At 66.5% G+C, this 20655-nt stretch carries 20 protein-coding genes; 11 read left to right on the plus strand and 9 right to left on the minus strand.

Annotated features, from left to right (window positions below; translation table 11 throughout):
* Positions 1-45 precede the first annotated feature (45 nt).
* Positions 46-717 carry an iron-sulfur cluster repair protein YtfE gene (ytfE, locus tag MHZ91_RS07330; protein ID WP_239213088.1) on the minus strand — a complete coding sequence of 224 codons (672 nt, stop codon included), beginning with the start codon at positions 715-717 and terminating at the stop codon, positions 46-48.
* 152 nt (positions 718-869) lie between these two features.
* Here ytfE and norR point away from each other — a divergent pair, with 152 nt between their 5' ends.
* Positions 870-2399: a nitric oxide reductase transcriptional regulator NorR gene (norR, locus tag MHZ91_RS07335; protein ID WP_239213090.1), complete on the plus strand. Its 1530-nt coding sequence runs from the start codon at positions 870-872 to the stop codon at positions 2397-2399.
* 200 nt (positions 2400-2599) lie between these two features.
* On the opposite strand, the gene MHZ91_RS07340 is transcribed toward norR, so the two are convergent.
* Together MHZ91_RS07340 and MHZ91_RS07345 are read right to left on the minus strand one after the other, a co-directional pair.
* Positions 2600-2857: a hypothetical protein gene (locus MHZ91_RS07340; RefSeq protein ID WP_218344824.1), complete on the minus strand. Its 258-nt coding sequence runs from the start codon at positions 2855-2857 to the stop codon at positions 2600-2602.
* Between the two features lie 41 nt (positions 2858-2898).
* The gene (locus MHZ91_RS07345) at positions 2899-3102 is read right to left on the minus strand and encodes a cold-shock protein (RefSeq protein WP_218344825.1); all 204 of its coding nucleotides are present in this window, start codon (positions 3100-3102) and stop codon (positions 2899-2901) included.
* Between the two features lie 281 nt (positions 3103-3383).
* On the opposite strand from MHZ91_RS07345, the gene MHZ91_RS07350 reads away from it, so the two are divergent.
* Entirely contained in the window at positions 3384-4670 is a 1287-nt protein-coding gene (locus tag MHZ91_RS07350; protein ID WP_239213092.1) for a hypothetical protein, read from the plus strand.
* Positions 4671-4729: 59 nt separating this feature from the next.
* Here the strand turns inward: MHZ91_RS07350 and MHZ91_RS07355 are convergent, their stop codons facing one another.
* Together MHZ91_RS07355 and MHZ91_RS07360 are read right to left on the minus strand one after the other, a co-directional pair.
* Positions 4730-5083 carry a hypothetical protein gene (locus MHZ91_RS07355; RefSeq protein ID WP_239213093.1) on the minus strand — a complete coding sequence of 118 codons (354 nt, stop codon included), beginning with the start codon at positions 5081-5083 and terminating at the stop codon, positions 4730-4732.
* A 75-nt stretch (positions 5084-5158) separates the two neighbouring features.
* Positions 5159-6061 carry a LysR family transcriptional regulator gene (locus MHZ91_RS07360; protein WP_175184202.1) on the minus strand — a complete coding sequence of 301 codons (903 nt, stop codon included), beginning with the start codon at positions 6059-6061 and terminating at the stop codon, positions 5159-5161.
* Positions 6062-6163: 102 nt separating this feature from the next.
* Between MHZ91_RS07360 and MHZ91_RS07365 the strand changes: the two genes are divergently transcribed.
* Both MHZ91_RS07365 and MHZ91_RS07370 read left to right on the plus strand, forming a co-directional pair.
* Positions 6164-7495: an arylsulfatase gene (locus MHZ91_RS07365; RefSeq protein WP_239213094.1), complete on the plus strand. Its 1332-nt coding sequence runs from the start codon at positions 6164-6166 to the stop codon at positions 7493-7495.
* Between the two features lie 41 nt (positions 7496-7536).
* Positions 7537-8505 carry a tripartite tricarboxylate transporter substrate binding protein gene (locus tag MHZ91_RS07370; RefSeq protein ID WP_175137286.1) on the plus strand — a complete coding sequence of 323 codons (969 nt, stop codon included), beginning with the start codon at positions 7537-7539 and terminating at the stop codon, positions 8503-8505.
* Positions 8506-8601: 96 nt separating this feature from the next.
* Here MHZ91_RS07370 and MHZ91_RS07375 read toward each other — a convergent pair whose 3' ends face one another.
* On the minus strand, positions 8602-9342 hold the full coding sequence (locus tag MHZ91_RS07375) for an SDR family oxidoreductase (protein WP_175123047.1): 741 nt from the start codon (positions 9340-9342) through the stop codon (positions 8602-8604).
* 41 nt (positions 9343-9383) lie between these two features.
* A complete protein-coding gene (locus MHZ91_RS07380; RefSeq protein ID WP_175123048.1) occupies positions 9384-10724 on the minus strand; it encodes a CitMHS family transporter in 1341 nt (446 codons plus the stop codon).
* A gap of 144 nt (positions 10725-10868) precedes the next feature.
* Here MHZ91_RS07380 and MHZ91_RS07385 point away from each other — a divergent pair, with 144 nt between their 5' ends.
* From MHZ91_RS07385 to MHZ91_RS07395, 3 genes are read left to right on the plus strand one after another with little or no spacing between them, the layout of a single operon-like run.
* Positions 10869-11573, plus strand: a complete 705-nt coding sequence (locus tag MHZ91_RS07385; RefSeq protein WP_175184198.1) for a response regulator transcription factor — start codon at positions 10869-10871, stop codon at positions 11571-11573.
* A gap of 14 nt (positions 11574-11587) precedes the next feature.
* The gene (locus MHZ91_RS07390; protein WP_239213095.1) at positions 11588-13027 is read left to right on the plus strand and encodes a sensor histidine kinase; all 1440 of its coding nucleotides are present in this window, start codon (positions 11588-11590) and stop codon (positions 13025-13027) included.
* Positions 13020-14090 carry an ABC transporter substrate-binding protein gene (locus MHZ91_RS07395; RefSeq protein WP_218344830.1) on the plus strand — a complete coding sequence of 357 codons (1071 nt, stop codon included), beginning with the start codon at positions 13020-13022 and terminating at the stop codon, positions 14088-14090. The genes MHZ91_RS07390 and MHZ91_RS07395 overlap by 8 nt, the downstream gene beginning before the upstream one ends.
* Positions 14091-14109: 19 nt before the next feature.
* Here MHZ91_RS07395 and MHZ91_RS07400 read toward each other — a convergent pair whose 3' ends face one another.
* A complete protein-coding gene (locus MHZ91_RS07400; RefSeq protein WP_218344831.1) occupies positions 14110-14871 on the minus strand; it encodes an SDR family NAD(P)-dependent oxidoreductase in 762 nt (253 codons plus the stop codon).
* A gap of 25 nt (positions 14872-14896) precedes the next feature.
* The gene (locus tag MHZ91_RS07405; RefSeq protein ID WP_218344832.1) at positions 14897-15640 is read right to left on the minus strand and encodes an SDR family oxidoreductase; all 744 of its coding nucleotides are present in this window, start codon (positions 15638-15640) and stop codon (positions 14897-14899) included.
* A 165-nt stretch (positions 15641-15805) separates the two neighbouring features.
* On the opposite strand from MHZ91_RS07405, the gene MHZ91_RS07410 reads away from it, so the two are divergent.
* The 4 genes from MHZ91_RS07410 (at position 15806) to MHZ91_RS07425 (ending at position 20523) form a co-directional block, all read left to right on the plus strand.
* Complete coding sequence (locus MHZ91_RS07410) at positions 15806-16774, plus strand: AraC family transcriptional regulator (RefSeq protein ID WP_239213096.1); 969 nt, start codon at positions 15806-15808, stop codon at positions 16772-16774.
* 62 nt (positions 16775-16836) lie between these two features.
* Positions 16837-18525, plus strand: a complete 1689-nt coding sequence (locus tag MHZ91_RS07415) for a DUF6138 family protein (RefSeq protein WP_239213097.1) — start codon at positions 16837-16839, stop codon at positions 18523-18525.
* A gap of 296 nt (positions 18526-18821) precedes the next feature.
* Positions 18822-19907 (plus strand): LuxR family transcriptional regulator, encoded by a 1086-nt coding sequence (locus MHZ91_RS07420; RefSeq protein WP_239213098.1) that lies wholly within the window; start codon positions 18822-18824, stop codon positions 19905-19907.
* 283 nt (positions 19908-20190) lie between these two features.
* Positions 20191-20523: a DUF4148 domain-containing protein gene (locus tag MHZ91_RS07425; RefSeq protein ID WP_175123057.1), complete on the plus strand. Its 333-nt coding sequence runs from the start codon at positions 20191-20193 to the stop codon at positions 20521-20523.
* Positions 20524-20655 lie beyond the last annotated feature (132 nt).

Genomic DNA, 20655 nt, shown 5'->3' on the forward strand with positions numbered 1-20655 from the left:
TGATGCCGCGGGGCCGGCGGGCCCCGCCCTTCCTTGCCACGCCCGTCAGGCCGGCGCGCGCGCGCCTGCGTTTTCAAAGAGGATGTTGTTCTCCAGGTGGATGTGCGCCATCAGGTCTTCCTTGAACTGGCGGATGCCCAGGTACAGCGCGCGCCACGTATTGCAGGCGGCGCGCGGCAGCGTCACGTTGTTGGTCAGCGCCATCAGGCGTTCGAGCGCCACGCCGTGGTCGTCGTGTTCCATGCGCATCACCATGATCGGCATGGTCGCCATGGCGCCGTGACCGCGGGCCAGCATGGGGAACAGCACCTGTTCCTCTTTCTGCATGTGGCTTTCGAGTTCCTGCTGCATGGTGCGCAGGTGGTCGGCCAGGCCGGTCGGGCAGTCCGGGCTGTCGGCATGCACCTGTTCCACCTTCAGCGCCAGGCGGATGAGTTCCGGAAACTGCTGGCGATGCACCTCGTGGTAGCGCGCCAGGATGTGGTCGACCAGTTCTGCCGGCGAAGCCAGCCCCCAGTCGGTTTCCTGTTGCGGATTCTGCGCCAGGGCCTCCAGACGGGCCTCGATCTGCGCAGGGTCCAGCGAACGCTGGGCCGCCGCCTCGGCCAGGCTCTTCTTGCCGCCACAGCAGAAGTCCAGATCGAACTCGTGAAACACCTGCGTGGCGCCGGGAATGCTGCGGGCCAACTGGCCCAGGGATTGCTCAACCATGCTCATCGCGTCTCTCCAAAGATCATTGCGGTGCTTCTCTACTTGCGAAATCCGTGCCAGGAAAAACTTGCGATTTATCAACCACCTGCGATTTAAAGGGTAGATATCACCCTTCAACAGGAGGGTTCTATTCACCTTGCAACGGTAGAATTCACCCCATGCAAAATCTCCTGCTTGCGGACCTGGTCGCCGACCTGCCGCCCGCCATCCGGCTTCAGCGACTGGTATCCAGTCTTCGCACCCATTTCCGTTGCGGCGCCGTCGCACTCTTGCAGCTTGAAGAAGACCATCTGCGCCCCATCGCGGTGGACGGCCTGACCCAGGACGCACTGGGCCGCCGCTTCGCCGTGCAGCAGCATCCGCGGCTGGCGGCCATCCTGGGCCGGCGCGGCGTCACCTGCTTTCATCACGACAGCACGCTACCGGATCCCTACGATGGACTCATCAATGGCATGGCGGGCGAACCGCTGCCGGTGCACGACTGCATGGGCACCAGCCTGCACATCGAGGGCAAGACCTGGGGCGTGCTGACGCTGGACGCGCTGGAGGTCGGCACGTTCGACATGGAGGCGCAGGCCGACCTGCGCGATTACATCGTGCTGCTCGAAGCGGCGCTCCGCACCACGCGCCTCGAAGCCGAGATCCGTGCCCTGCGCGTGGCGCGCGGGCAGGCGCCGGCGGACAGCGCCGCTCCGGCCAGCAGCGACATCCTGGGCCACAGCGAATCCATCGGCCGGCTGCTGCACGAGATCGAAGTCGTGGCCGATTCAGAGCTGCCCATCCTGCTGCTGGGCGAGACTGGCGTGGGCAAGGAGCTGTTCGCGCATCGCGTGCACGGGTTGTCGCGCCGCCGCGACCGGCCGCTGGTGCACGTAAACTGCGCCGCGCTGCCCGAATCGCTGGCCGAAAGCGAGTTGTTTGGCCACGCCAAGGGCGCATTCTCCGGCGCCGTCGCTGACCGCCCCGGCCGCTTCGAAGCCGCCAATGGCGGCACCCTGTTCCTGGACGAAGTCGGCGAACTGCCGCTGCTGGTGCAGGCCAAGCTGCTGCGCACCCTGCAGAACGGCGAGATCCAGCGGCTGGGCGACGACCGCCCGCGCACCGTGGACGTGCGCATCGTGGCGGCCACCAACCGCAGCCTGCGCGACCTGGTCCGCGCGGGCGACTTCCGCGCCGACCTCTATCATCGGCTGTCGGTCTATCCCATCCCCATCCCGCCCCTGCGCGACCGCGGCAACGACATCCTGCTGCTGGCCGGACGCTATCTGGAACTGAACCGTGCGCGGCTCGGTCTGCGCAGCCTGCGGCTGTCGCCCGAGGCCGAGGAAATGATGCGCCGCTACCGCTGGCCGGGCAACGTGCGCGAACTGGAACACGTCATCAGCCGCGCGGCCATCAAGGCCGTCAGCCACGGCGCCAGCCGCAACGAGATCGTCACGCTGGGGGCCAAGCTGCTGGATTTGTCCGATGGCGACATGCCGGCGTCGCTGGAGGATGATGCGGCCGAGACGCCCGATGCAAGCGCACCCTTGCAATCGCTGCGGGACGCGGTGGACGCCTGCCAGCGTCAGGTCATCCGGCGGGCGCTGGATGCAAACCAAGGCAACTGGGCGGTGGCGGCGCGGGCGCTGGATGTGGATCCGAGCAACCTGCACAAGCTGGCAAGGCGGCTGGGCCTGAAGGCGTGAGGCGCATTACCGTAAAGTTGTGCGGCAACCGGCGTGCTGATCAGAAAGCCCCTTCAGACGCCATTTCCCGCCATCGCCACACTTAACCAGCGCTGCCCGACATGAAACGGGGCCGCCCCACATCACGAGGGCGGCCCCAACTGGTTATTGCACCGTTCACGGGCAGCGATCCGCGCTACCTCGCGGCTCGCATCGCGCCGTCAATCTGCCCGGGAATGCGAATCCACCATCAAGCGGCCATGCGTGATCGCCGCATCGACCGCCATACCGGGCGTGGCGACGAACCCGCCGGCGTCGAAAAGCGGTACGGCATGCGGCTCGCTGAGCCGGTCCTGATTGCCCGCCAATTCCACAGCCACGGTTGCAGTAAAAGCCGGCCGGCGCGCGTTCCCGATTGCCACCCGGGAGACGCTCGCGGTGAGCCGGTAGCCCTTGTAGACCATATTGTTCTGAAACATGGGACCTCCAATGTCTGACCGAAAGGCCTTGCGGCCGCCGGTCACAATGCGCGGATCTGCGTCGCGTGAGGGCCCTTGGCGCCTTGCGCGGTCACATAGCTGACACGCTGATTTTCAACAAGCACTTTGTGGCCGTCGCTGACGATCTCGGAGAAGTGCGCAAATATGTCCTTGCCGCCGTCCTCGGGCATGATGAAGCCAAACCCCTTGGCATCGTTGAACCACTTCACGATTCCGGTTTCCATTGATGCTTTCCTTTGAATGCGGGTAATCCCGCGACATGAGGCCAGTCAAGGAAAGGATCGCGAACAATGAGGCGCCCCAGGAAGGGTGCAAGACCGGACGAAAATCACGATGCTCGAAAAGACTCCAGGCCACTATGGGCGGCGCGCGGGGCGAAGTCAACGCGCTTTGTGCTTAATGAGTAACCAATTAAACCGCGATCGGAATTCCGGCCTGCGTCACCGGGCCGCGGCAAGCGACGTCATCGGATATCCTCCCCGCTCGATCAATTCTGGACCGGCCGATGAAAACCGCCACCGAGATTCTTGACGCCTATGAGCGCCTGGGCTGGAAGAACAACGACCCCATGGCGCAGATGCTGCAATTGCGGCGGGATGCGCCCGCCGCGTTGGCCGATCTGGTCCTGCAGGCGCTGGACCGGCCGATCAAGCACGCCACCTTCATTGACGCCGCGCTCGATCTGATGGACGACGCGGCCTACGTGGCCACGGTTGGCGAAGTCTGGCGGCGCGGCGCGGATTCCGAACTGGCGCGCGCGGTCCTGGATTCCGCAGCGGTCCAGCACCCTGAAGCCTTTGCCCAAGACTGGGAGCGGCTGCTGACCGCCGTGCAGGACGGCGACGGCGGGCCGGAATACGCGGCCGATCTCGCATGGCGCGCTCTTGACGACGCCACGCTGCTCGACTGGCTGCACCGGCTGGACGACGACCTCGCCGAAGGCAGTCCAGGACGCGCGCGCGCCGTCGCGTTGCTGCGGTCGCGCCGGCCGCAGACGGTATACGCGGCCTGGCGTCGCCTGTTTCCCGAGGCCGACGCCCCAGATGGCGCATCGTGGTTGCAGCAAACGGGCTATGCGGAACACGGAGGGGGCTTGCGCGCGTTGCACGGCGAACAGCCGCTGCACATCGGCTTTAGCGCTGCGCAAAGAAAATCCATGCTGGCGCAACAGCCGGCATGGCGGCGCGAGGTGCAGCGCGCGCATCCCACCTGGAACCCCGAATCAACGGATTGTGTGCAAGCGCGCATGGGCGGCACGTCGGCAAGCCGCTGCGGCTTGTGCCACAGCCCTTTGCACCGGCTGCTGGCGATTCAGGATGCCGCCGCAGCAGGTATCGATAGTCACAGCGCCATCGAATTCTCGACCTGCCTGTCGTGCCAGGGTTGGGAAACCGACGGCGCCCTTTTCTTTCGCCACGCCGAGGACGGCGCGCCGCTTATGCACCCCAGCCAGCAGCGCGACGCCCCCTTGAAGCCGGACTTCGTCGCAAGTCCGCTGCTGGAAGCCGACGTGACGCTGTTCAAGGCGCCGGCGCGCTGGCATTGGCAAGACTGGGGCGAGTCCAATGGCCGCCAGAACCTCAGCCGGGTCGGCGGCGCACCGAGCTGGGTGCAATCCGCCGACTACCCGGCGTGTCCCGACTGCGGCGAGGACATGCCCCTGGCCATGCAGTTGGACTCCGGCCTGCCGCAAGAGGACGGCGGTGAATGGCTGTGGGGCAGCGGCGGCTGCAACTACACCTTCTGGTGCGCCGCCTGCCGCGTCAGCGGGCACCTTTGGCAGTGCACCTGACGCGCGCTCGGCAACTGCATTCGGTGATAGGGCCGTCAGCCCCTGGGCATTTCGGGCCGTCAGCCCTTGGGCATTTCGCGCTTCAAGCAGGCATTGACCACATCGGTCACGCCCTTGCTCAGCCTTTCGCTGTCCGGCGTGGCGCTCTTGGTCGCCAGCAACTGGTCCAGCTGCTTGAATTCCTCGTAGGGCACGGACTTCTGCAAGCCGTCGACCATGCAATTGCAATAACTGGCAGCCTTCGCATCGACTTCCGGCGACGCCTGGACCCGGGATTTAAAACCGGCGACGCACGAGCTGTAGGTCTCGCGCTGGACCTCGGGCGGATAGGCGTCTTTCTTGCCGCACGCGGCAAGCGCCGCCAGCGACAGCAGCCCCACGCCCGCCGCAACCCGCAATGACGTTCCAGCCATGAACCCCGCTCCTGATGAATTGAAAGCGGACCATTGTGGCACAGCCGAAAACCGCCGTTGCGCCAGTCGCCGTGCTCAGGCCATGCCCGCTGCGCAATCCAGAATGGCGCGCCGGAATTCATGCATCAGCGGCGACCAGGCGGTCCCCTGCCGGGAGATCAGCGCAATGGCGCGGGGCAGCGGCCGGCCAAGCGCCACCGGTAGCGCGACGACGTCCGCCTCAGTCTCAAGCGCGCTTTGCGGCAGCAGCGCCAGCAGATCCGTCTGCGCCAGCAGCTCGAGCGTGCCCTTGGAAAAGTGCTCGACCTCCAGCGCCGCGGCGGGCAACGGCAGATTGCTTTCCGCGTACCGCGAATCCAGGGCCTTGCGGGCAATCGAGGAAGGCTTGGGCAGAATCCACCGCAGGTCCGCCAGATCGCGCAACGCCAGTTTGCGGCGCGTGGCCAGCGGATGGTGGCGGCTGGCCGCCACGCAAAGGCGGTCTTCCATGATCGGTTCATGGTGCAGGGTCGAAGGCACGTCCGCATAGATGGGCGTCACGGCCAGGTCCAGCTTGCCGCTGGCGACCTGCTCGTTCAGGTCATCCGATAACCCCTGCGTCAATTGCACCCGCAGCGCCGGTCGGCGCGGCAGCAGGTGCCGCATCGCGGGCATCGCCACGCTGTCGACGGTCGCGCCCGTTACCCCCACGCGCAGCAATCCCGCCTGGCCCACACGCAATTCCGCGGCGTGGCGCATGGCGTCCCGGTACTCGGCCCAAAGCCGTTTGGCATGCTCCAGGAACACCAGCCCGGCGGACGTCAGGCGCAGCCCACGGCCGCTGCGGTCCAGCAACGCCAGCCCCGTATCGGCCTCCAGCCGCTGCAGCGATTTCGACAATGCCGGCTGGCTCACGCCGAACGACGCCGCGGCGCGTTCCAGGTTGCCGTACTCGACGGCGGCGAGGAAATATTCAATATCCCGCAGCGACAGATTCATAACCGAAGTTCATTCATTTACGTCCTTTCGGGAATATAACGGCGGCCTCGCCCTCCTAGAATCCTGGGATCAACCCGAAGCATTCACCGAGTCGAGAGCACAATGGAACACAAGCCGAACATCGTCTTGATCGTGGCCGACAATCTGGGATGGGGAGAACTTGGCTGTTACGGCGGCGGCGCCCTGCGCGGTGCACCCACCCCGAACATCGACCGCCTGGCCACCGAGGGCCTGCTGCTGCAGAACTTCAACGTGGAAAGCGACTGCGTGCCCACGCGCTCGGCGCTGATGAGCGGGCGTCACCCCATCCGGACGGGCTGCCTGCAATCCGTGCCGCCCGGCCTGCCGCAAGGGCTTGCGCGCGACGAGATCACGCTGGCGCAACAACTGTCGGGCCAGGGCTACGCCACCGCGCATTTCGGCAAATGGCATCTGGGCGACATCCCCGGCCGCTATCCCAGCGACCGGGGTTTTGACGAGTGGTACGGCATCCCGCGCACCACCGACGAAAGCCAGTTCACGTCGTCGATCGGCTTCGATCCCACGGTGGCGGACATTCCGCACATCATGCAAGGCGAAGCCGGCGGGCCGTCGGAGAACGTCAAGGTCTACGATCTGGATACGCGGCGCGGCATCGACGCCGAACTGGTGGACCGGTCCATCGGATTCATGCGCAAGCATGCCGAGGCGGCGCGCCCGTTCTTCCTGTATCTGCCGCTGGTGCATCTGCACTTTCCCACCCTGCCGCACCCCGACTTTGCCGGACGCACGGGCGCGGGCGACTTCGCGGACTCCATGGTCGAAATGGACCATCGCGTCGGCCAGATCGTGCAGGCCGTAGACGAGCTGAACCTGCGCGAGGACACCGTGTTCATCTTCTGCAGCGACAACGGCCCCGAATACCGCAAGCCGTACCGCGGCACGGCGGGCCCCTGGAGCGGCACCTACCATACCGCCATGGAAGGCAGCCTGCGCGTGCCCTTCATCATCCGCTGGCCCGGCCGCGTACAGCCGGGTCAGGTGTCCAACGAGATGGTCCACGTGACCGATCTGTACACGACGCTGTCCCGCATCGGCGGCGCCGACGTTCCGCGGGACCGGCCCATCGACGGCATCGACCAGACCGACTTCTTTACCGGAGCCAGCCCGAAATCCCTGCGCGAGGGATTCCTGTTCTACATCAAGGGCGACCTGCGCGCCGTGAAATGGCGCGACTGGAAGCTGCATTTCTACTGGGAGCCCGAGGTCAACGAGGGCAAGGGCAAACTGGAATCCCCGTACCTGTTCAATCTGCTACAGGACCCCAAGGAGGAGAGCGACATTCTCATCTTCAATACGTGGGTGCTCGGCCCCATCCTGAAAATGGTGCAGGCGTTCAACCAGTCGTGCGCCGAACATCCGAACACGCCGCCCGGCAAGCGGGATCCCGGCTGAGCGAAAGACGAATCACCGATAGCAGAAATCAAGGGGAAAACATGAAATTCGCTATCCAATGCTGCGCGATGCTTCTAAGCATCGCCATGCCCGCCGCGGCCGCCACGGCGGCCGACAGCAATTCTCAATGGCCGGCCAAACAGATCACGTGGGTGGTGGGCTTCGTGCCCGGCGGCACGGCGGACGTGCTGACCCGCATCGCGGCGCAGGAGCTGGCGCGCCAGACCGGCCTGAACGTCATCGTGGAGAACCGTCCCGGGGCCTCGGGTGCGATCGCGCTTCAACTGGTCGCGCGCAGCAAGGCCGCCGACGGCTATCTGCTCACCGTGCCGGGACCGCTCATCTACCCGACGCCGCAACCCGACATCGGCCGCGAGCTGGCCCCCGTGATGCTGATGGCCCAGGGCCCCATGGTCATCGTGGGCCCTGCCCGCAACGCCAAGAACAGCCTGCAGGACGTGCTGGCCGATGCCCGCCGCCAACCCGAAGCCTGGAGCTATGGCAGCTCGGGCAACGGCACCTCGCAGAATCTGGCGGGCGAGTTGCTGAACCAATACGCCGGCACCCGCATCGTGCACGTGCCCTACAAGGGCGGCGGCCAGGCGGTGGCCGACGTTGCCGGCGGACAGATTCCGCTCGCCATCCTGGGATCCGCGCCGGTCATGCCGCAGATCAAGTCCGGCGCACTGAAGGCTTACGCCGTGACCACGCCCTATCGCCTGGACAGCCTGCCCGACGTGCCCACAGTGGAGGAATCAGGGTTCAAAGGCTACGCCGCGACGCAATGGTTTTCGGTGGCGGCCAGCAATGCCATCACGAGCGACCAGCTTGAACCCATCAACGCCGCGCTGCGCGCCGCCGTCGCCACGCCCGCGTTCAAGGCGGCGGTCGACAACGCCGGCATGCTGGCCGGCGGCGGGTCGCGGGAAGACCTGCTGAAATTCATCCAGGCGGACAACGCCAAATGGAAGGCCCTGATCGACAGCGGCGCGGTGAAGCTGGCGAACTGAGGTGGTGACGAACTGAAGTGCGGACGACCTGCGCGGCAATGACGTAAACAATGCCGGGCGCGAGCGGCCGCTGGCGGCCTCCCGCTGTCCCGGAAATCAGCTCATGTACACGCCGCCATTGATGGCGTAATTGGCGCCGGTGACAAACGCAGCTTCGTCCGAGGCCAGCCACACGCACAACCCGGCCAGGTCCTGCGCGGTGCCCAGCCTGCCCACGGGCACGCTTTCCACGATGCGGTCCAGCAGCGCCGGCGGGAACGCGCGGACCGTGTCGTCGGCGATGAAGCCCGGCGACACCAGGTTCACCGTCACGCCGCGCGCCGCCACTTCCTGCGCGAGCGAGCGCGTGAAACCAATGACTGCACCCTTGGCGGTCGCAAAGTTGATCTGGCCGATCTGGCCTTTCTCGGCTGCCACCGATCCGATGTTGATGATGCGCCCCCAGCCGCGGTCCGCCATGCTGTCGACGACCTGCTTGGTGCTGTTGAAGAGCGTATCCAGATTGCTGCGCAGGACGGCCGACCAGTCGGCGTGGCTCATCTGCCGAAAACGCATGTCCAGCATCGAACCGGCGTTGTTGACCAGCACGTCGATCTGGCCGACCTCGCGCCGGACCTTGGCAAAGGCCGCCTCGGTCGACGCCCAGTCGGTGGCGTCGCCTTCCGAGGCGATGAAGTCGTAACCCAGCGACTTCTGTTCCTTCAACCAGTGGTCCTTGCGGGACGAGCGCGGACCGCAGCCGGCGACCACGCGATGGCCGGCGCGATGCAGCGCCTGGCAGATCGCGGTGCCGGTGTGTCCCATGCCGCTGGTGACGTAAGCGATGCGCAAAGCCATGGTGCTTCCTTTCAAAGTCATGCGGCTGGCGCCGCGGGGAATCAGGCGGCCGCGCCCACCAGGGGGAACAGGCCGAACGCCAGGGCGGCCGCCAGCATCACCATGCAGACCATCGTGGCCCACTTCAGCGCATAACGCTGGTGGTCGCCGAACTCCACGCCGGCCAGGCCGACGAGCAAGTAGGTGGACGGCACGAGCGGGCTGAGCAGATGGACCGGCTGGCCGATCAGCGAGGCGCGCGCCATCTCGACGGGCGTGATGCCGTAGCCTTGCGCGGCTTCGCTCAGGATGGGCAGCACGCCGAAGTAGAAGGCGTCGTTCGACATGAAGAATGTGAACGGCAGGCTGACCAGCGCGGTGATGCCCGCCAGATACGGTCCCAGCGCGTCGGGAATGACGGCGAGCAGGCTGCGCGACATGGCTTCGACCATGCCGGTGCCGGACAGGATGCCGGTGAAGATGCCCGCCGCGAAGATCAGCGACACCACCGACAGCACGTTGCCGGCATGCTGCGCCACGCGGCGGCGCTGCTCGGCTAGGTTCGGATAATTGATGATCAGCGCAATCGCGAAGGCGATCATGAACAGCACGGGCAGCGGCAGCACGCCCAGCACCAGGCTCACCATCAGCGCCAGCGTCAGGCCGGCGTTCACCCACAGCAACTTGGGACGGCGCAGGTCGTGGTCGACCTCGATCTCGGGCAGGTTCTTCGGACCATCTTCGTCGTAGCCGGCATGCAGCGACGCGCCCTCCGGCAGCGCCAGCACGCCCAGGCGGCGGCGCTCGCGCAGGCCCAGGAAGAACGCCAGGATCAGGATCGCCACGATGGACACGCCCATCACCGGCACCAGCGGCACGAAGATGTCGCCCGCGTCCACGTGCAGGGCGCTGGCGGCCCGCGCCGTGGGTCCGCCCCACGGCGTCAGATTCATGACGCCGCTGGCCAGCATCGCCAGGCAGGTCATGGACAGCGCGTTCATCTTCAGGCGGCGGTACAGCGGCAGCATCGACGCCACCACGATCATGTAGGTAGTGGAACCGTCGCCGTCCAGCGAGATCACCAGCGCCAGCACGGTCGTGCCCACCACGATCTTCAGCGGATCGCCCTTCACCGCGCGCAGGATGCGGCCGACGATGGGGTCGAACAGGCCCGCATCGATCATCACGCCGAAATACAGGATGGCGAACATCAGCATCACGCCGGTCGGCGCGATCTTGCGGATGCCGTCCAGCATCATCTTGTCGATGCCCGCGCCAAAACCGCCGAGCAGCGCAAAGATAATGGGGACAAGGATGAGGGCGACAAGCGGCGACAGGCGCTTGGTCATGATCAGCGTCATGAACGTGATCACCATGCCGAAGCCAAGCAGGGTCAGAAGCATGAGGGTTATCTCCAGCTAGTCGTTGTTATGTGTGCCTGCCTCCGGCTGGGGAAGCGGGTACGCAAGACTAGGAAGAAAAGCTGTCTGGAACCTGTCGTTTTTGTTGGCCGCGAGGGGGTCAACTTGCTATGCGACAATCGCCGCATGCGCATTTTGGTAATCGAAGACGATGAGGATTTGTCCGACGCACTCGTGCGCCGGTTGCGCCGTCTCGGCCATGCCGTCGACAGCCAGAACGATGGCCTGAACGCCGACGGCGTGCTGCAGTACGAGACCTTCGATCTCGTCATCCTGGACATCGGCCTGCCGCGCATGTCGGGCTTTGACATCCTGCACCGGCTGCGCGATCGCGGCAGCAAGACGCCCGTCCTGGCGCTGACCGCGCGCATCGACATCGAAGACCGCGTGCACGCCCTGGATACCGGCGCGGACGACTACCTGGCCAAGCCCTTCGATTTCCGTGAACTGGAAGCCCGCTGCCGCGCGCTGCTGCGCCGTCCCAGCCCGCAAGCCACCGGCATCCTGCGGTTTGGCGACCTGGTCATCGACAGCGCGGCGCGGCAGGTCACGCTGGCCGGCCGGCGCATCGACCTGCCCAAGCGTGAATTCAGCCTGCTTGAGATTTTGCTGGCCGGCATGAACCGCGCCGTCAGCAAGTCGGAGATCGCAAACAAGCTGTTCGCGTTTGACGACGACGCCGCGCCCAACGCCATCGAGGTCTACATCGCCCGGCTGCGCCGCAAGCTGGAAGGCTCGCCGCTGCGCATCGAGACGCAGCGCGGCACCGGCTACCTGCTGACGGCGGCCGACGGCGCGGACGGCGAGTCCTCGGCCCCGCCGCTTCCGTAGCGGCCCGCCACGCCATGAACCTGCCGCGTTCCGAGCAGCCTCGCCGCATTTCCGTGCGCCGCCGGCTGCTGACCGTGCTCGGCGCGCTGTTCGCGGTGGGACTGGGCGCGATCTACCTGCTGGTGCGCGGCTATGCGCACCAGACCGCCGACACCACGTACGACCAGCTGCTGCGCGCGTCCGTACTGTCCATGGCCGACAGCCTGCAGCTCGTGCAGGGAGAGTGGCAGATGGACATGCCCTACGCGGCGCTTGCGCTGCTGGAACAGGCGCCGCGCGACCGCGTGTTCTACCGGGTGGCCTCGGCGCGCGGGACGCTTATCTCGGGGTACCGTGACCTGCCCGCGCCGCCCGCGCGCGGCAACGCCGACGCCAGCACGCCGCAGCTCTATGCAACCGAATACCAGGGCGAACCGGTGCGCGTCGCCTGGATGGAACGCAAGGTGGCCGGCCCGCAAGAGACCGAGACCGCGATCATCCAGGTCGCCCAGACGCGCGAGGCGCGCAACGCGCTGGCCGACCGCATCCTGTGGCAAGGCACGCTGGCGTTGATCGGTTTTACCGCCGCCGCGCTGGCGCTGGCGTATTGGGGATTGCAGCGGTCGCTGTCGCCCATCCAGCGGGTCGAGCGCGAACTGGCCGGCCGCACCGCATCGGACCTGCATCCCATCGCTGCGCCGGTGCCCGAGGAACTGGACATGCTGGTGCACTCGCTGGATGGCTTCATGGGCCGGCTGTCGGAAAACCTGGACACCCTGCGCCTGTTCATCGCCGAGGCCGCGCACCAGCTGCGCACCCCGCTGGCCGCGCTGCACGCGCAGATGGAGCTTGCACTGGACGAGGACGATCCGGCCGAGCAGCGGCGCAGCCTGCTGGCCGTGCTGCGCAACGCCGAAAAGCTGTCGCGCCTGGTCAACCAGCTGCTCAGCGACGCCAGCGTCATCCATCGCAGCAACGTCCGGCAGTTCCAGCCCGTCGACGTGGCCGAGCTGCTGAGCCAGGCCGTGTACGACACCGTCCCGCAGGCGGACCCGCAGCCTGATGTCCGGCTGCATCTGCCGTCCGCCAACGGCGGCAATCCGCCGCGCGTCATGGGCGACAACCTGATGCTGCGCGAGGCCTTCAAGAACCTCATCGACAACGCCTTGCGGCACGGCGCCAATGACGACGGCCACATCGACGTGCGGCTGGATCCGCACGACGGCGGCTGGCGCGTCACGGTGTCCGATCAGGGGCCGGGGATTCCGCCGGCCCTGGCCAACACGGCCTTCGAACGGTTTGCGCGCGGCCCCAATCCCCGCTCGCCAGGCGCCGGCCTGGGTCTGTCCATCATCAAGCGCGTCGTCGACATCCACGGCGGCACGCTCAGCCTGAGCAACCGCGTGGGCGGCGGGCTGGACGCCGTCATCACGTTGCCCGCAACCGCTTTGCCCGCGAAAGCCGATCATGCGTGACGCCCGCTCCATCCTGCGCGGCCTGGCCGCAATCGCCGCGCTGACGCTGTCCGCGATCAGCCACGCCGCCGAAATGAGCGGCAGCGGCCTCACGCTGGGACCGGCCGACAGCAGCAACGTGCTGGTCGTGCACGCGTCCAACAGCGTGCAGGTGTTTCGCGGCGTGCTGGAAGACTTCAGCAGGTTGAACCCATCTGTCCGGCTGGAATACACCGAGCTGTCGACGCAGGATCTCTACAGCGACACCGTGGCCCGCGCTGCCACGGCGCCCGGCGTCCCGTCAGGGCCGGACATCGTCATCAGCAGCGCCATGGACCTGCAAACCAAGCTGGTCAACGACGGCTACGCGCGCGTGCACATATCGCCGCAGACGCGCGCCCTGCCCGGCTGGGCCAACTGGCGCGATGAGGTCTTCAGCATCGGCACCGACCCCATCGTGATGGTCTACAACACGCGCAAGCTCGATGCCGCGCGCGTGCCGCACACCCGCCGCGAACTGCTGTCGCTGCTGCAGGCACCCGACCAGCCGCTCGCCGGCCGCATCTCCACCTACGACGTGCAGGGCAGCGGCATCGGCTATCTGGCGGCTACGCAGGACACGCGGCTGGACAGCATGGCGGGCGCGCTGCTTGGCGCCTTCGGCCGCAACGGCGTGTCCATCCACGAGTCCACCGAACACGCGCTGGACAAGCTGGAAAGCGGCGACGTCACGCTGGCCTACAACCTGCTGGAGTCCTATACCCGGCACCGCATCGACAACGGCGCGCCGCTCGCCATCATCTACCCGCAGGACTACACGCTGATGCTGTCTCGCTCGGCCATCATTCCGAAGCAGGCGCCGCGCGGCGACCTGGGCGCGCTGTTCCTGGACTATCTGCTGTCGGCGCGCGGGCAGGATGCGCTGGCACGCGAGTCCGGCATGCGGCCGGTGAGCGCATCGGTCGTGCCCGCAGCCGGCGTGCGGCCCGTGGCATTGGGCGTCGGCCTGCTGGTGTATCTGGACCCGCTGAAAAAGCGCCACTTCCTGGACCTGTGGCGCGCGGCGATCTTTCCGCCGCGCTGACCCCGCACACGCATTGCGCCTAGCGCAGCGCCACGCTCATGCCGCCGTCGGCCATCACCACCGCGCCCACGATGTAGCTGGCTTTGTCGGATGCCAGGAACGCAATCACCTCCGCGATCTCGCGCGGCTCGGCCGCCCGCCGGATCGGCGCGTTCTTGCCGTGCTCGGCCAGGAAGCCGGGACCGTCCTCATGGATGTGGTTGGTAATGTTGGTGACCACGTCGCCCGACCCCACGGCGTTCACACGGATACCGTGCTCGATGGCCTCCAGCGACAACGCGCGCGTCAGCTGCGCCAGCGCGCCTTTGGAAGCCGCGTAGGCCGCGATGGTCGGAAAGGCCTGGTAGCAGGCGTACGAGCCGACGTTGACGATCGCGCCACGGCCCGCCGGTACCATCACGCGCATCGCTTCACGGGAAAACAGGAAGGCGCCCGTGGCGTTCACGGCAAGAATGCCTTCCCAGTCGTCCAGCGTCATGTCGATCACCGGCTTGTTGATGATGACGCCCGCGTTGTTCACCAGGATGTCCAGCCTGCCGAAGCAGTCCATCGTGGTCTTGACCGCCTTTTCGGCGCTGTCTTCCCGCGAAATATCGGCCACCAGGGGCTCTACGCCGGGCCGCGCCAGCGCGCGCACGGCCTCGTCCCGGTCCACCGCCACGACGCGGGCGCCCTGCGCATGCAGGAGTTCCAGGGTGGCCAGGCCGATGCCGCTGGCGGCGCCGGTCACGATGGCCGTCTGGCCGGAAAAGGGTTGGTCAGAAATAGTCGTTGCCATCATGGTTCGATTCCTTATGGTTGCAGGTTCAATGCGGGCTGGCCGTCGGGCGCACCACCACTTCGCTGACGTCCACGTCGTCAGGCTGTTCGATGGCGTAGGCAATGGCGCGGGCGATGGCGTCCGGGTGCAGAGCAACGCGGCGGAACGACTGCATCGCCACGCGCGCGGTGTCGTCGGTAATCGTGTCGGCCAGCTCCGATTCAACGACGCCGGGGCAGACCACCGTCACGCGAATCTTGTTGGTCTCCTGGCGCAAGCCGTCCGAGATCGCGCGCACCGCAAACTTGGTCGCGCAGTACACCGCCGCCGTCGGCGACACGGCGAGCCCGCCGATGGAAGACACGTTGATCACCTGTCCGTGTCCCTGGCGCTCCATGCCCGGCAACACGGCGGCGATGCCGTGCAGCACGCCGCGGATGTTCACGTCGATCATCCGGTCCCACTCTTCCACCTTCAGAGAATTCAGCGGCGACAGCGGCATCACGCCCGCGTTGTTGACGATCACGTCCACCTGCCCGTAGGCCGCCTCGGCGCCGCGCACGAAGTCCCGCATGTCCTCGGCCGACGTGACGTCCAGCGCGCGAAACGCTGCCGTACCGCCGTTTGCCCGAATCTCTTGCACCAGTGTTTCCAGCCGGTCCGTGCGGCGCGCCCCGACGTACACGCGGTGGCCCTGCGCGGCCAGCAGCCGCGCCGTGGCCTCGCCGATGCCGCTGCTGGCGCCGGTGATCAGCACCACTTTGGATTGCCGGTTCTGTGCTGCAGTCATGGTCATTTCTCCAAGTCGTTGACGTGACTGAAATGCTAAGGATTGCGGCGCCGCGCGCGAATACCTGCGTCTATCGCACCCTTGCCCATTCCTATTGCGCACCCTGTTCCGCCCCGATGGGCGCCGGTAGAATGTCCCCCACCGGAACCGAACCACGGATGCCCCATGACGCTGCCGTCCAATCCGCTGTCGCGCGAAATGATTGCCCTCATCGATCGCCTGGCGCCCAACGAGGGCTACAGCCTGTCCGCGCTGGACGGCGTACGCTTCATGCGCTCGGACCGGCCGCTGGGCCGAACGCCGGTGCTTTACGAGCCCGGCATCGTCATCGTGTGCCAAGGCCGCAAGCTCGGCTTTCTGGGAGACGAAACCTACGTCTACGACGCGCAGCACTTTCTGGTGCTGTCCGTGCCCCTGCCCTTTTCCACGGAGACTCAGGCCAGCAAGGAAGAGCCCATGCTCGCGGTGTCCATCCGGATGAATCTGGCGACCGTGGCCGATCTGGTGGTGGCGATCGACAACCGATCGGGCGAAGGTTCCGAAGCCGCAGCGGGCGCCCTCAACGGCGACGCGCCGCTCGGCATCGCCTCGACCCCGCTGTCCCATGAGCTGGCCGACGCCACCGTGCGCCTCTTGCGCGCGCTGTGCCATCCGCTCGATGCCGAAATCCTCGGCCCGGCGCTGGTGCGCGAAATCTGCTTTCGCGTCCTGAGCGGCGAGCAAGGCGGCGCCCTGCGCGCCGCCCTCGCGCATCCGGGCCGCTTCGGCCGCGTGGCCCGCGCGCTGCGCCGCATCCATACCGACTATTCCCAGCCGCTGGACGTGACGCACCTGGCGCAGGAGGCCGGCATGAGCGTCCCCGCGTTTCACGTCAATTTCAAGGCGGTGACGCAGACCTCGCCCATTCAGTACATCAAGTCCACGCGGCTGCATCAGGCGCGCCTCATGATGATCCGCGACGGCCTGACCGCCGCGTCGGCCTCGGCCCGCGTCGGCTACGAAAGCGCATCGCAATTCAGCCGCGAGTTCAAGCGATTCTTTGGCCGCACGCCTGTGGAGGAAGTGCGCGATATGAAGGCGTCGTTTGCGCTGTCGCCCGCGGCCGCCATCGGCGATTTCGCGTCCCGGCACTGACGCGGGCGCGGCGCCTCATCGTGTAGCATTCGGCGCACCTGTTGCCACCCTCACGAATCACGATGTCCCACGAGTCCCGCGCCATTGGCCTGCATCACAAGACCGCCCAGCAGATCCAGGATGAAACGCTTGCCGCCATCCATGGCTGGTTCGACAAGCTGGAAGCGCGCGACGACATCGACGCGATCGTGGCCCGCACACCGCTGCAGGCCGGCATCCACAGCGAGATCCTGCTGGAGTACGAGCCCTCGCGCATCATGTTCGACGTCATGCCCAGCTGGGAGCCCGACGACGAAGACGGCCTGCGCGCCGAAGGCCGTAACGGCCCGCTCAGTCCCGCTGAAGTCCACGAATCGCTGGCGCCCGTGCTGCGCGAGGCCGTGCTTGAACGCATCGCCCGGCTTGCCGGCAAACCGCACCTGGACCACCACTTCCGCTTTCGCGCGCAGTTCCCCACCACCGAGGGCCGGCTGCGCCTGACGCTGGTGGACCACACCGACGAGGCCAAGCAGCAAGGCCTGCGCGAACGCGTCGCGCAATACGTAGACCAGGAAGTGCTGAACGGCGCCCAACCCACCGGCCGCCTGCACATCAGCCTGCTGTGCCGCCATCTGCTGGACGAACGCCTGTTTCCCAAGTTCGATTACCCCTGGCTGATTGCCGTCTTCACGCGCGTGCTGGCGCTGAACGCGGGCCAGGATTCGCTGGCCGAGCAGCGGGGCTCCATCATCCACGCGCTGCGCCGCTGGTCCGAGGAACAGTATCTGCCGCGCTATTTCGACGTGTCGCAGAACGCCTTCCGCACGAACACCTACACGCTCAAGCCCGGCGCAACGCTGGATGCCAACGACCGCGGCATCGACCTGCTGCTGTATGCAGCAACGCTGATCCTGCGCTTTGAACCCGGCTATGCGCGGCCGCTCGGCCTGACCTTTCTGGAACTGGCGCGCGATGTCGGCAGCGCGCGCGCCGAAACCCTGCTGGCCAGCGGCAGCGGCGCCATTCCCGCCGATTGCACGCGCCTGGCGACCGACACCGTCACCTGCGCCGCCAACGACGTACTGGCCACCGTGTCCATTGCGATCCGGCAGGAATCGCCGGCGGCCTACTGCCTGGCGCTGGACTTCCTCGCCAGCCTGTTGCGCGCGGGCTTTCCGGCCGGCTACCGCATCGAACTGAAAAGCCGTGCGCGCCACTACCTGCCCATCAAGGGCCTGGCCAAGTCCGACACGCATCGCTTTTTTGCCAACGCCGCGCAGCATCCCGAGGCGCACGATGCGCTGGCGTGCTATGCGCACGCCGCCATCCAGCCCTACGAATGGTATTCGGATGCGGAGGCCGAAAAGGCCTGCCTGTCCGGCACGTATGCGACGTTTGCGCTGGGTCTGGCCGACGCCGGCCACTTTGCGCTGCTGCGCCACTACATGGATCTGGTGGACGACGAACATCAGTCAGTACAGGACCGCTACACCACCGTGTTTCTCGAACAGCATGGGCTGACGCCGCAGACCCTTGCCACCGTCGTGGCATGCCTGTGCGTCTGCACCGACGGCTTCAAACCGCCCGCGGGGTTCACGATTGAAGATGCGCCATTGCTTGCGCTGCTGGCTGACGCACTGGCCGCACTGCCCGAGCACCTGAGGGCGCATGTGCGCGAACGACTGTTCGGATCCGACAAGAAGCTGGCGGCACTGGCGCGCAAGGCGGACGAACTGAAAAAGGCGCTGCTGCTGCAACTGCTGGCGCAATAAGCGCGCCGGTGTCACGCGGCGATATGCAGGGGTTTAGCGCCAGTTGAATTTTCCTGGTATCGCCGCATCAACACGCCATTTTCCTTGCGGGAAAGCACAGCAAAATCATCATCGCCCGCAAATTTGCGACGATAATCTGCGCTGGGCCCGCCGCTATCCCTGTACGCTCTCTGCGACGCGCTCTCCGCTTTGATCCGCAGCAGCGGTGCGCCGCCATGTCTTGCCGGCCGGCGCCACCTACCACCATCTGTGACACGTAGCAGCGATTACGTTTGAACCAGAGTTGGAGGCTCGCCATGCCCGATCATCGAATCGCATTGCGCCGCGCCGTCGAGGCCGTCGACCACCTGACCGACCCCGAACCGCCGTGGCGCGACATCCTGGGCACCGCCCGCGATCTTGTCGGGGCCGACAGCGGCGCGCTTATCGTGTTCGACGCCAGGAACAAGCTGCTGACCCTGACCGCCATCGGCTTTGCCGACGCGTGCATCTCGGATTACCAGGAGCACTACTGCAACTGCGACATCGTTGAGCAGGAGGGGCGCAATGCCCCCGCCGGCACCTGGCTGGACACCACGCGGATGTACGAACCCGCGCAGTTGCAGCGCACCGAGTTCTATGCGGACTTCATGGCCCGGCATCGCATGGCGCAGGTGCTGTCGCTCATCATCGAATCGAACACCGTGCTGCACGCCGCGATCGGCTTTCAGCGGTCGTCCATCGACGCGAAGGCCAGCGACCGGCTGCAATCCGGCGACTACGCCCGCTATTTCCGCGCGCTGCGCCACCACTTGTCGCAACGCGAGCGCAACCGCGCGATCGGATGGAAGTCGCTGGAAAGCGCGTTTTCCGATGTCAACGAAGCCGTGTTGCTGATCAGCGTGGATTGCATCGTCGACAAACTGTCGCCGCTGGCCGTGGGTTTTCTGGACGACGTCAACGGCTGGACGCTGCATGGCCGCCGGCTGCGCCATGCGGACGCCAAGGTGCAGCGGCTGTTGGATGCGCACTGTGCCGCCGTGGCGCGTGACGGCCAGATGCGGTCGATGGCCACGGCCTCGGGTTGGGGCGAGCTGTTCTGGGTCGACATCAGCGCCGCGCCGCCCGCGCTCAGCCTCATCGGCGGCCGGATGCTGCTGATGCGAATGCGCAAGAAGAGCGCGTTCGCGATGCCGGACGTCACCAAGCTCCAATCGGTGTTCTCCATCACGCATGCCGAAGCCGCGGTGCTGGCCGGACTGGCCGCCGGTCACAGCGTCGAGGAAGTGGCCACGCTGCGCCACGCCTCGGTCCTGACGGTGCGCAAGCAGGTGGCGTCTTTGCTGACCAAGATGGAGTGCAGCCGCCAATCCGAACTGGTCCGCCTAGCGTCGTTGTTGTAGGCCTGTGCGCCGCTTGGTGTACTCAGATTTGGGTATGCGACCTGCACCCATGCGGCCCTACGATGAGCACGAAGGCATGAGACCCGGGCCTCCAAGCGCCTGTCGGGTCACCACCCCGTCTGCGCTCGCGATCTGCAGGCCCGCAAACCGGCGCCTGAGCCCGCCGGACCATGACTCCGCCCATCCGGTCCCGCAGCTGCCCTCGGCCGCGTAGCGCTATCGCGCGCGCCCCGAACGGCACCGGTCCCAACGCTGCGCCCCCACGCACCCCAAGGAGCCCTTCATGAACCCTGTCCTGCCATTCCGCGCCCTTATCCCCGCTGCGCTGGCGGCATTTGCCCTGCTGTCCAGCCCCGCGGGTGCGCAATCCGCCTCAACCGCGCCGGCCACCGCGGCGCCTTCCTCGGACTTCACGCCCACCCGGGCCGACGTCGAACGCGACCTGGCCGCATGGCGCGAAGCCGGGCTGGAAGAACAATGGGCTGGCGAGGAAAGCCCGAACGTCAACTCGCCCACGTACATCGAGGACTACAAGAAATACGAATCCACCGTCCGGACCGGCGGCATGGGCCAGTCGGCAGCGCAGCCCACAAGCGGGTCGGAGCGCAGGTGGTGATGTCTGCAACACGATGACCTCGCGCGGCAACGGGGCTGCCAGCCCCGCCGCGCGACGCCATTTGGCAAATAATCGGCGGATCGGCTTGCATCTGGTAACGAGCGGGATACCATCCCCCTTTATCCTCCAGCC

This window comes from Achromobacter sp. ACRQX, assembly GCF_022346505.1.
Lineage (GTDB): Bacteria > Pseudomonadota > Gammaproteobacteria > Burkholderiales > Burkholderiaceae_B > Achromobacter > Achromobacter animicus.

Bases quoted from the DNA above. Each gene is read 5' to 3' on its own strand.
- ytfE (WP_239213088.1), bottom strand. From the start codon at position 717: ATGAGCATGGTTGAGCAATCCCTGGGCCAGTTGGCCCGCAGCATTCCC.
- norR (WP_239213090.1), top strand. From the start codon at position 870: ATGCAAAATCTCCTGCTTGCGGACCTGGTCGCCGACCTGCCGCCCGCC.
- MHZ91_RS07340 (WP_218344824.1), bottom strand. From the start codon at position 2,857: ATGTTTCAGAACAATATGGTCTACAAGGGCTACCGGCTCACCGCGAGC.
- MHZ91_RS07345 (WP_218344825.1), bottom strand. From the start codon at position 3,102: ATGGAAACCGGAATCGTGAAGTGGTTCAACGATGCCAAGGGGTTTGGC.
- MHZ91_RS07350 (WP_239213092.1), top strand. From the start codon at position 3,384: ATGAAAACCGCCACCGAGATTCTTGACGCCTATGAGCGCCTGGGCTGG.
- MHZ91_RS07355 (WP_239213093.1), bottom strand. From the start codon at position 5,083: ATGGCTGGAACGTCATTGCGGGTTGCGGCGGGCGTGGGGCTGCTGTCG.
- MHZ91_RS07360 (WP_175184202.1), bottom strand. From the start codon at position 6,061: ATGAATCTGTCGCTGCGGGATATTGAATATTTCCTCGCCGCCGTCGAG.
- MHZ91_RS07365 (WP_239213094.1), top strand. From the start codon at position 6,164: ATGGAACACAAGCCGAACATCGTCTTGATCGTGGCCGACAATCTGGGA.
- MHZ91_RS07370 (WP_175137286.1), top strand. From the start codon at position 7,537: ATGAAATTCGCTATCCAATGCTGCGCGATGCTTCTAAGCATCGCCATG.
- MHZ91_RS07375 (WP_175123047.1), bottom strand. From the start codon at position 9,342: ATGGCTTTGCGCATCGCTTACGTCACCAGCGGCATGGGACACACCGGC.
- MHZ91_RS07380 (WP_175123048.1), bottom strand. From the start codon at position 10,724: ATGCTTCTGACCCTGCTTGGCTTCGGCATGGTGATCACGTTCATGACG.
- MHZ91_RS07385 (WP_175184198.1), top strand. From the start codon at position 10,869: ATGCGCATTTTGGTAATCGAAGACGATGAGGATTTGTCCGACGCACTC.
- MHZ91_RS07390 (WP_239213095.1), top strand. From the start codon at position 11,588: ATGAACCTGCCGCGTTCCGAGCAGCCTCGCCGCATTTCCGTGCGCCGC.
- MHZ91_RS07395 (WP_218344830.1), top strand. From the start codon at position 13,020: ATGCGTGACGCCCGCTCCATCCTGCGCGGCCTGGCCGCAATCGCCGCG.
- MHZ91_RS07400 (WP_218344831.1), bottom strand. From the start codon at position 14,871: ATGATGGCAACGACTATTTCTGACCAACCCTTTTCCGGCCAGACGGCC.
- MHZ91_RS07405 (WP_218344832.1), bottom strand. From the start codon at position 15,640: ATGACTGCAGCACAGAACCGGCAATCCAAAGTGGTGCTGATCACCGGC.
- MHZ91_RS07410 (WP_239213096.1), top strand. From the start codon at position 15,806: ATGACGCTGCCGTCCAATCCGCTGTCGCGCGAAATGATTGCCCTCATC.
- MHZ91_RS07415 (WP_239213097.1), top strand. From the start codon at position 16,837: ATGTCCCACGAGTCCCGCGCCATTGGCCTGCATCACAAGACCGCCCAG.
- MHZ91_RS07420 (WP_239213098.1), top strand. From the start codon at position 18,822: ATGCCCGATCATCGAATCGCATTGCGCCGCGCCGTCGAGGCCGTCGAC.
- MHZ91_RS07425 (WP_175123057.1), top strand. From the start codon at position 20,191: ATGAACCCTGTCCTGCCATTCCGCGCCCTTATCCCCGCTGCGCTGGCG.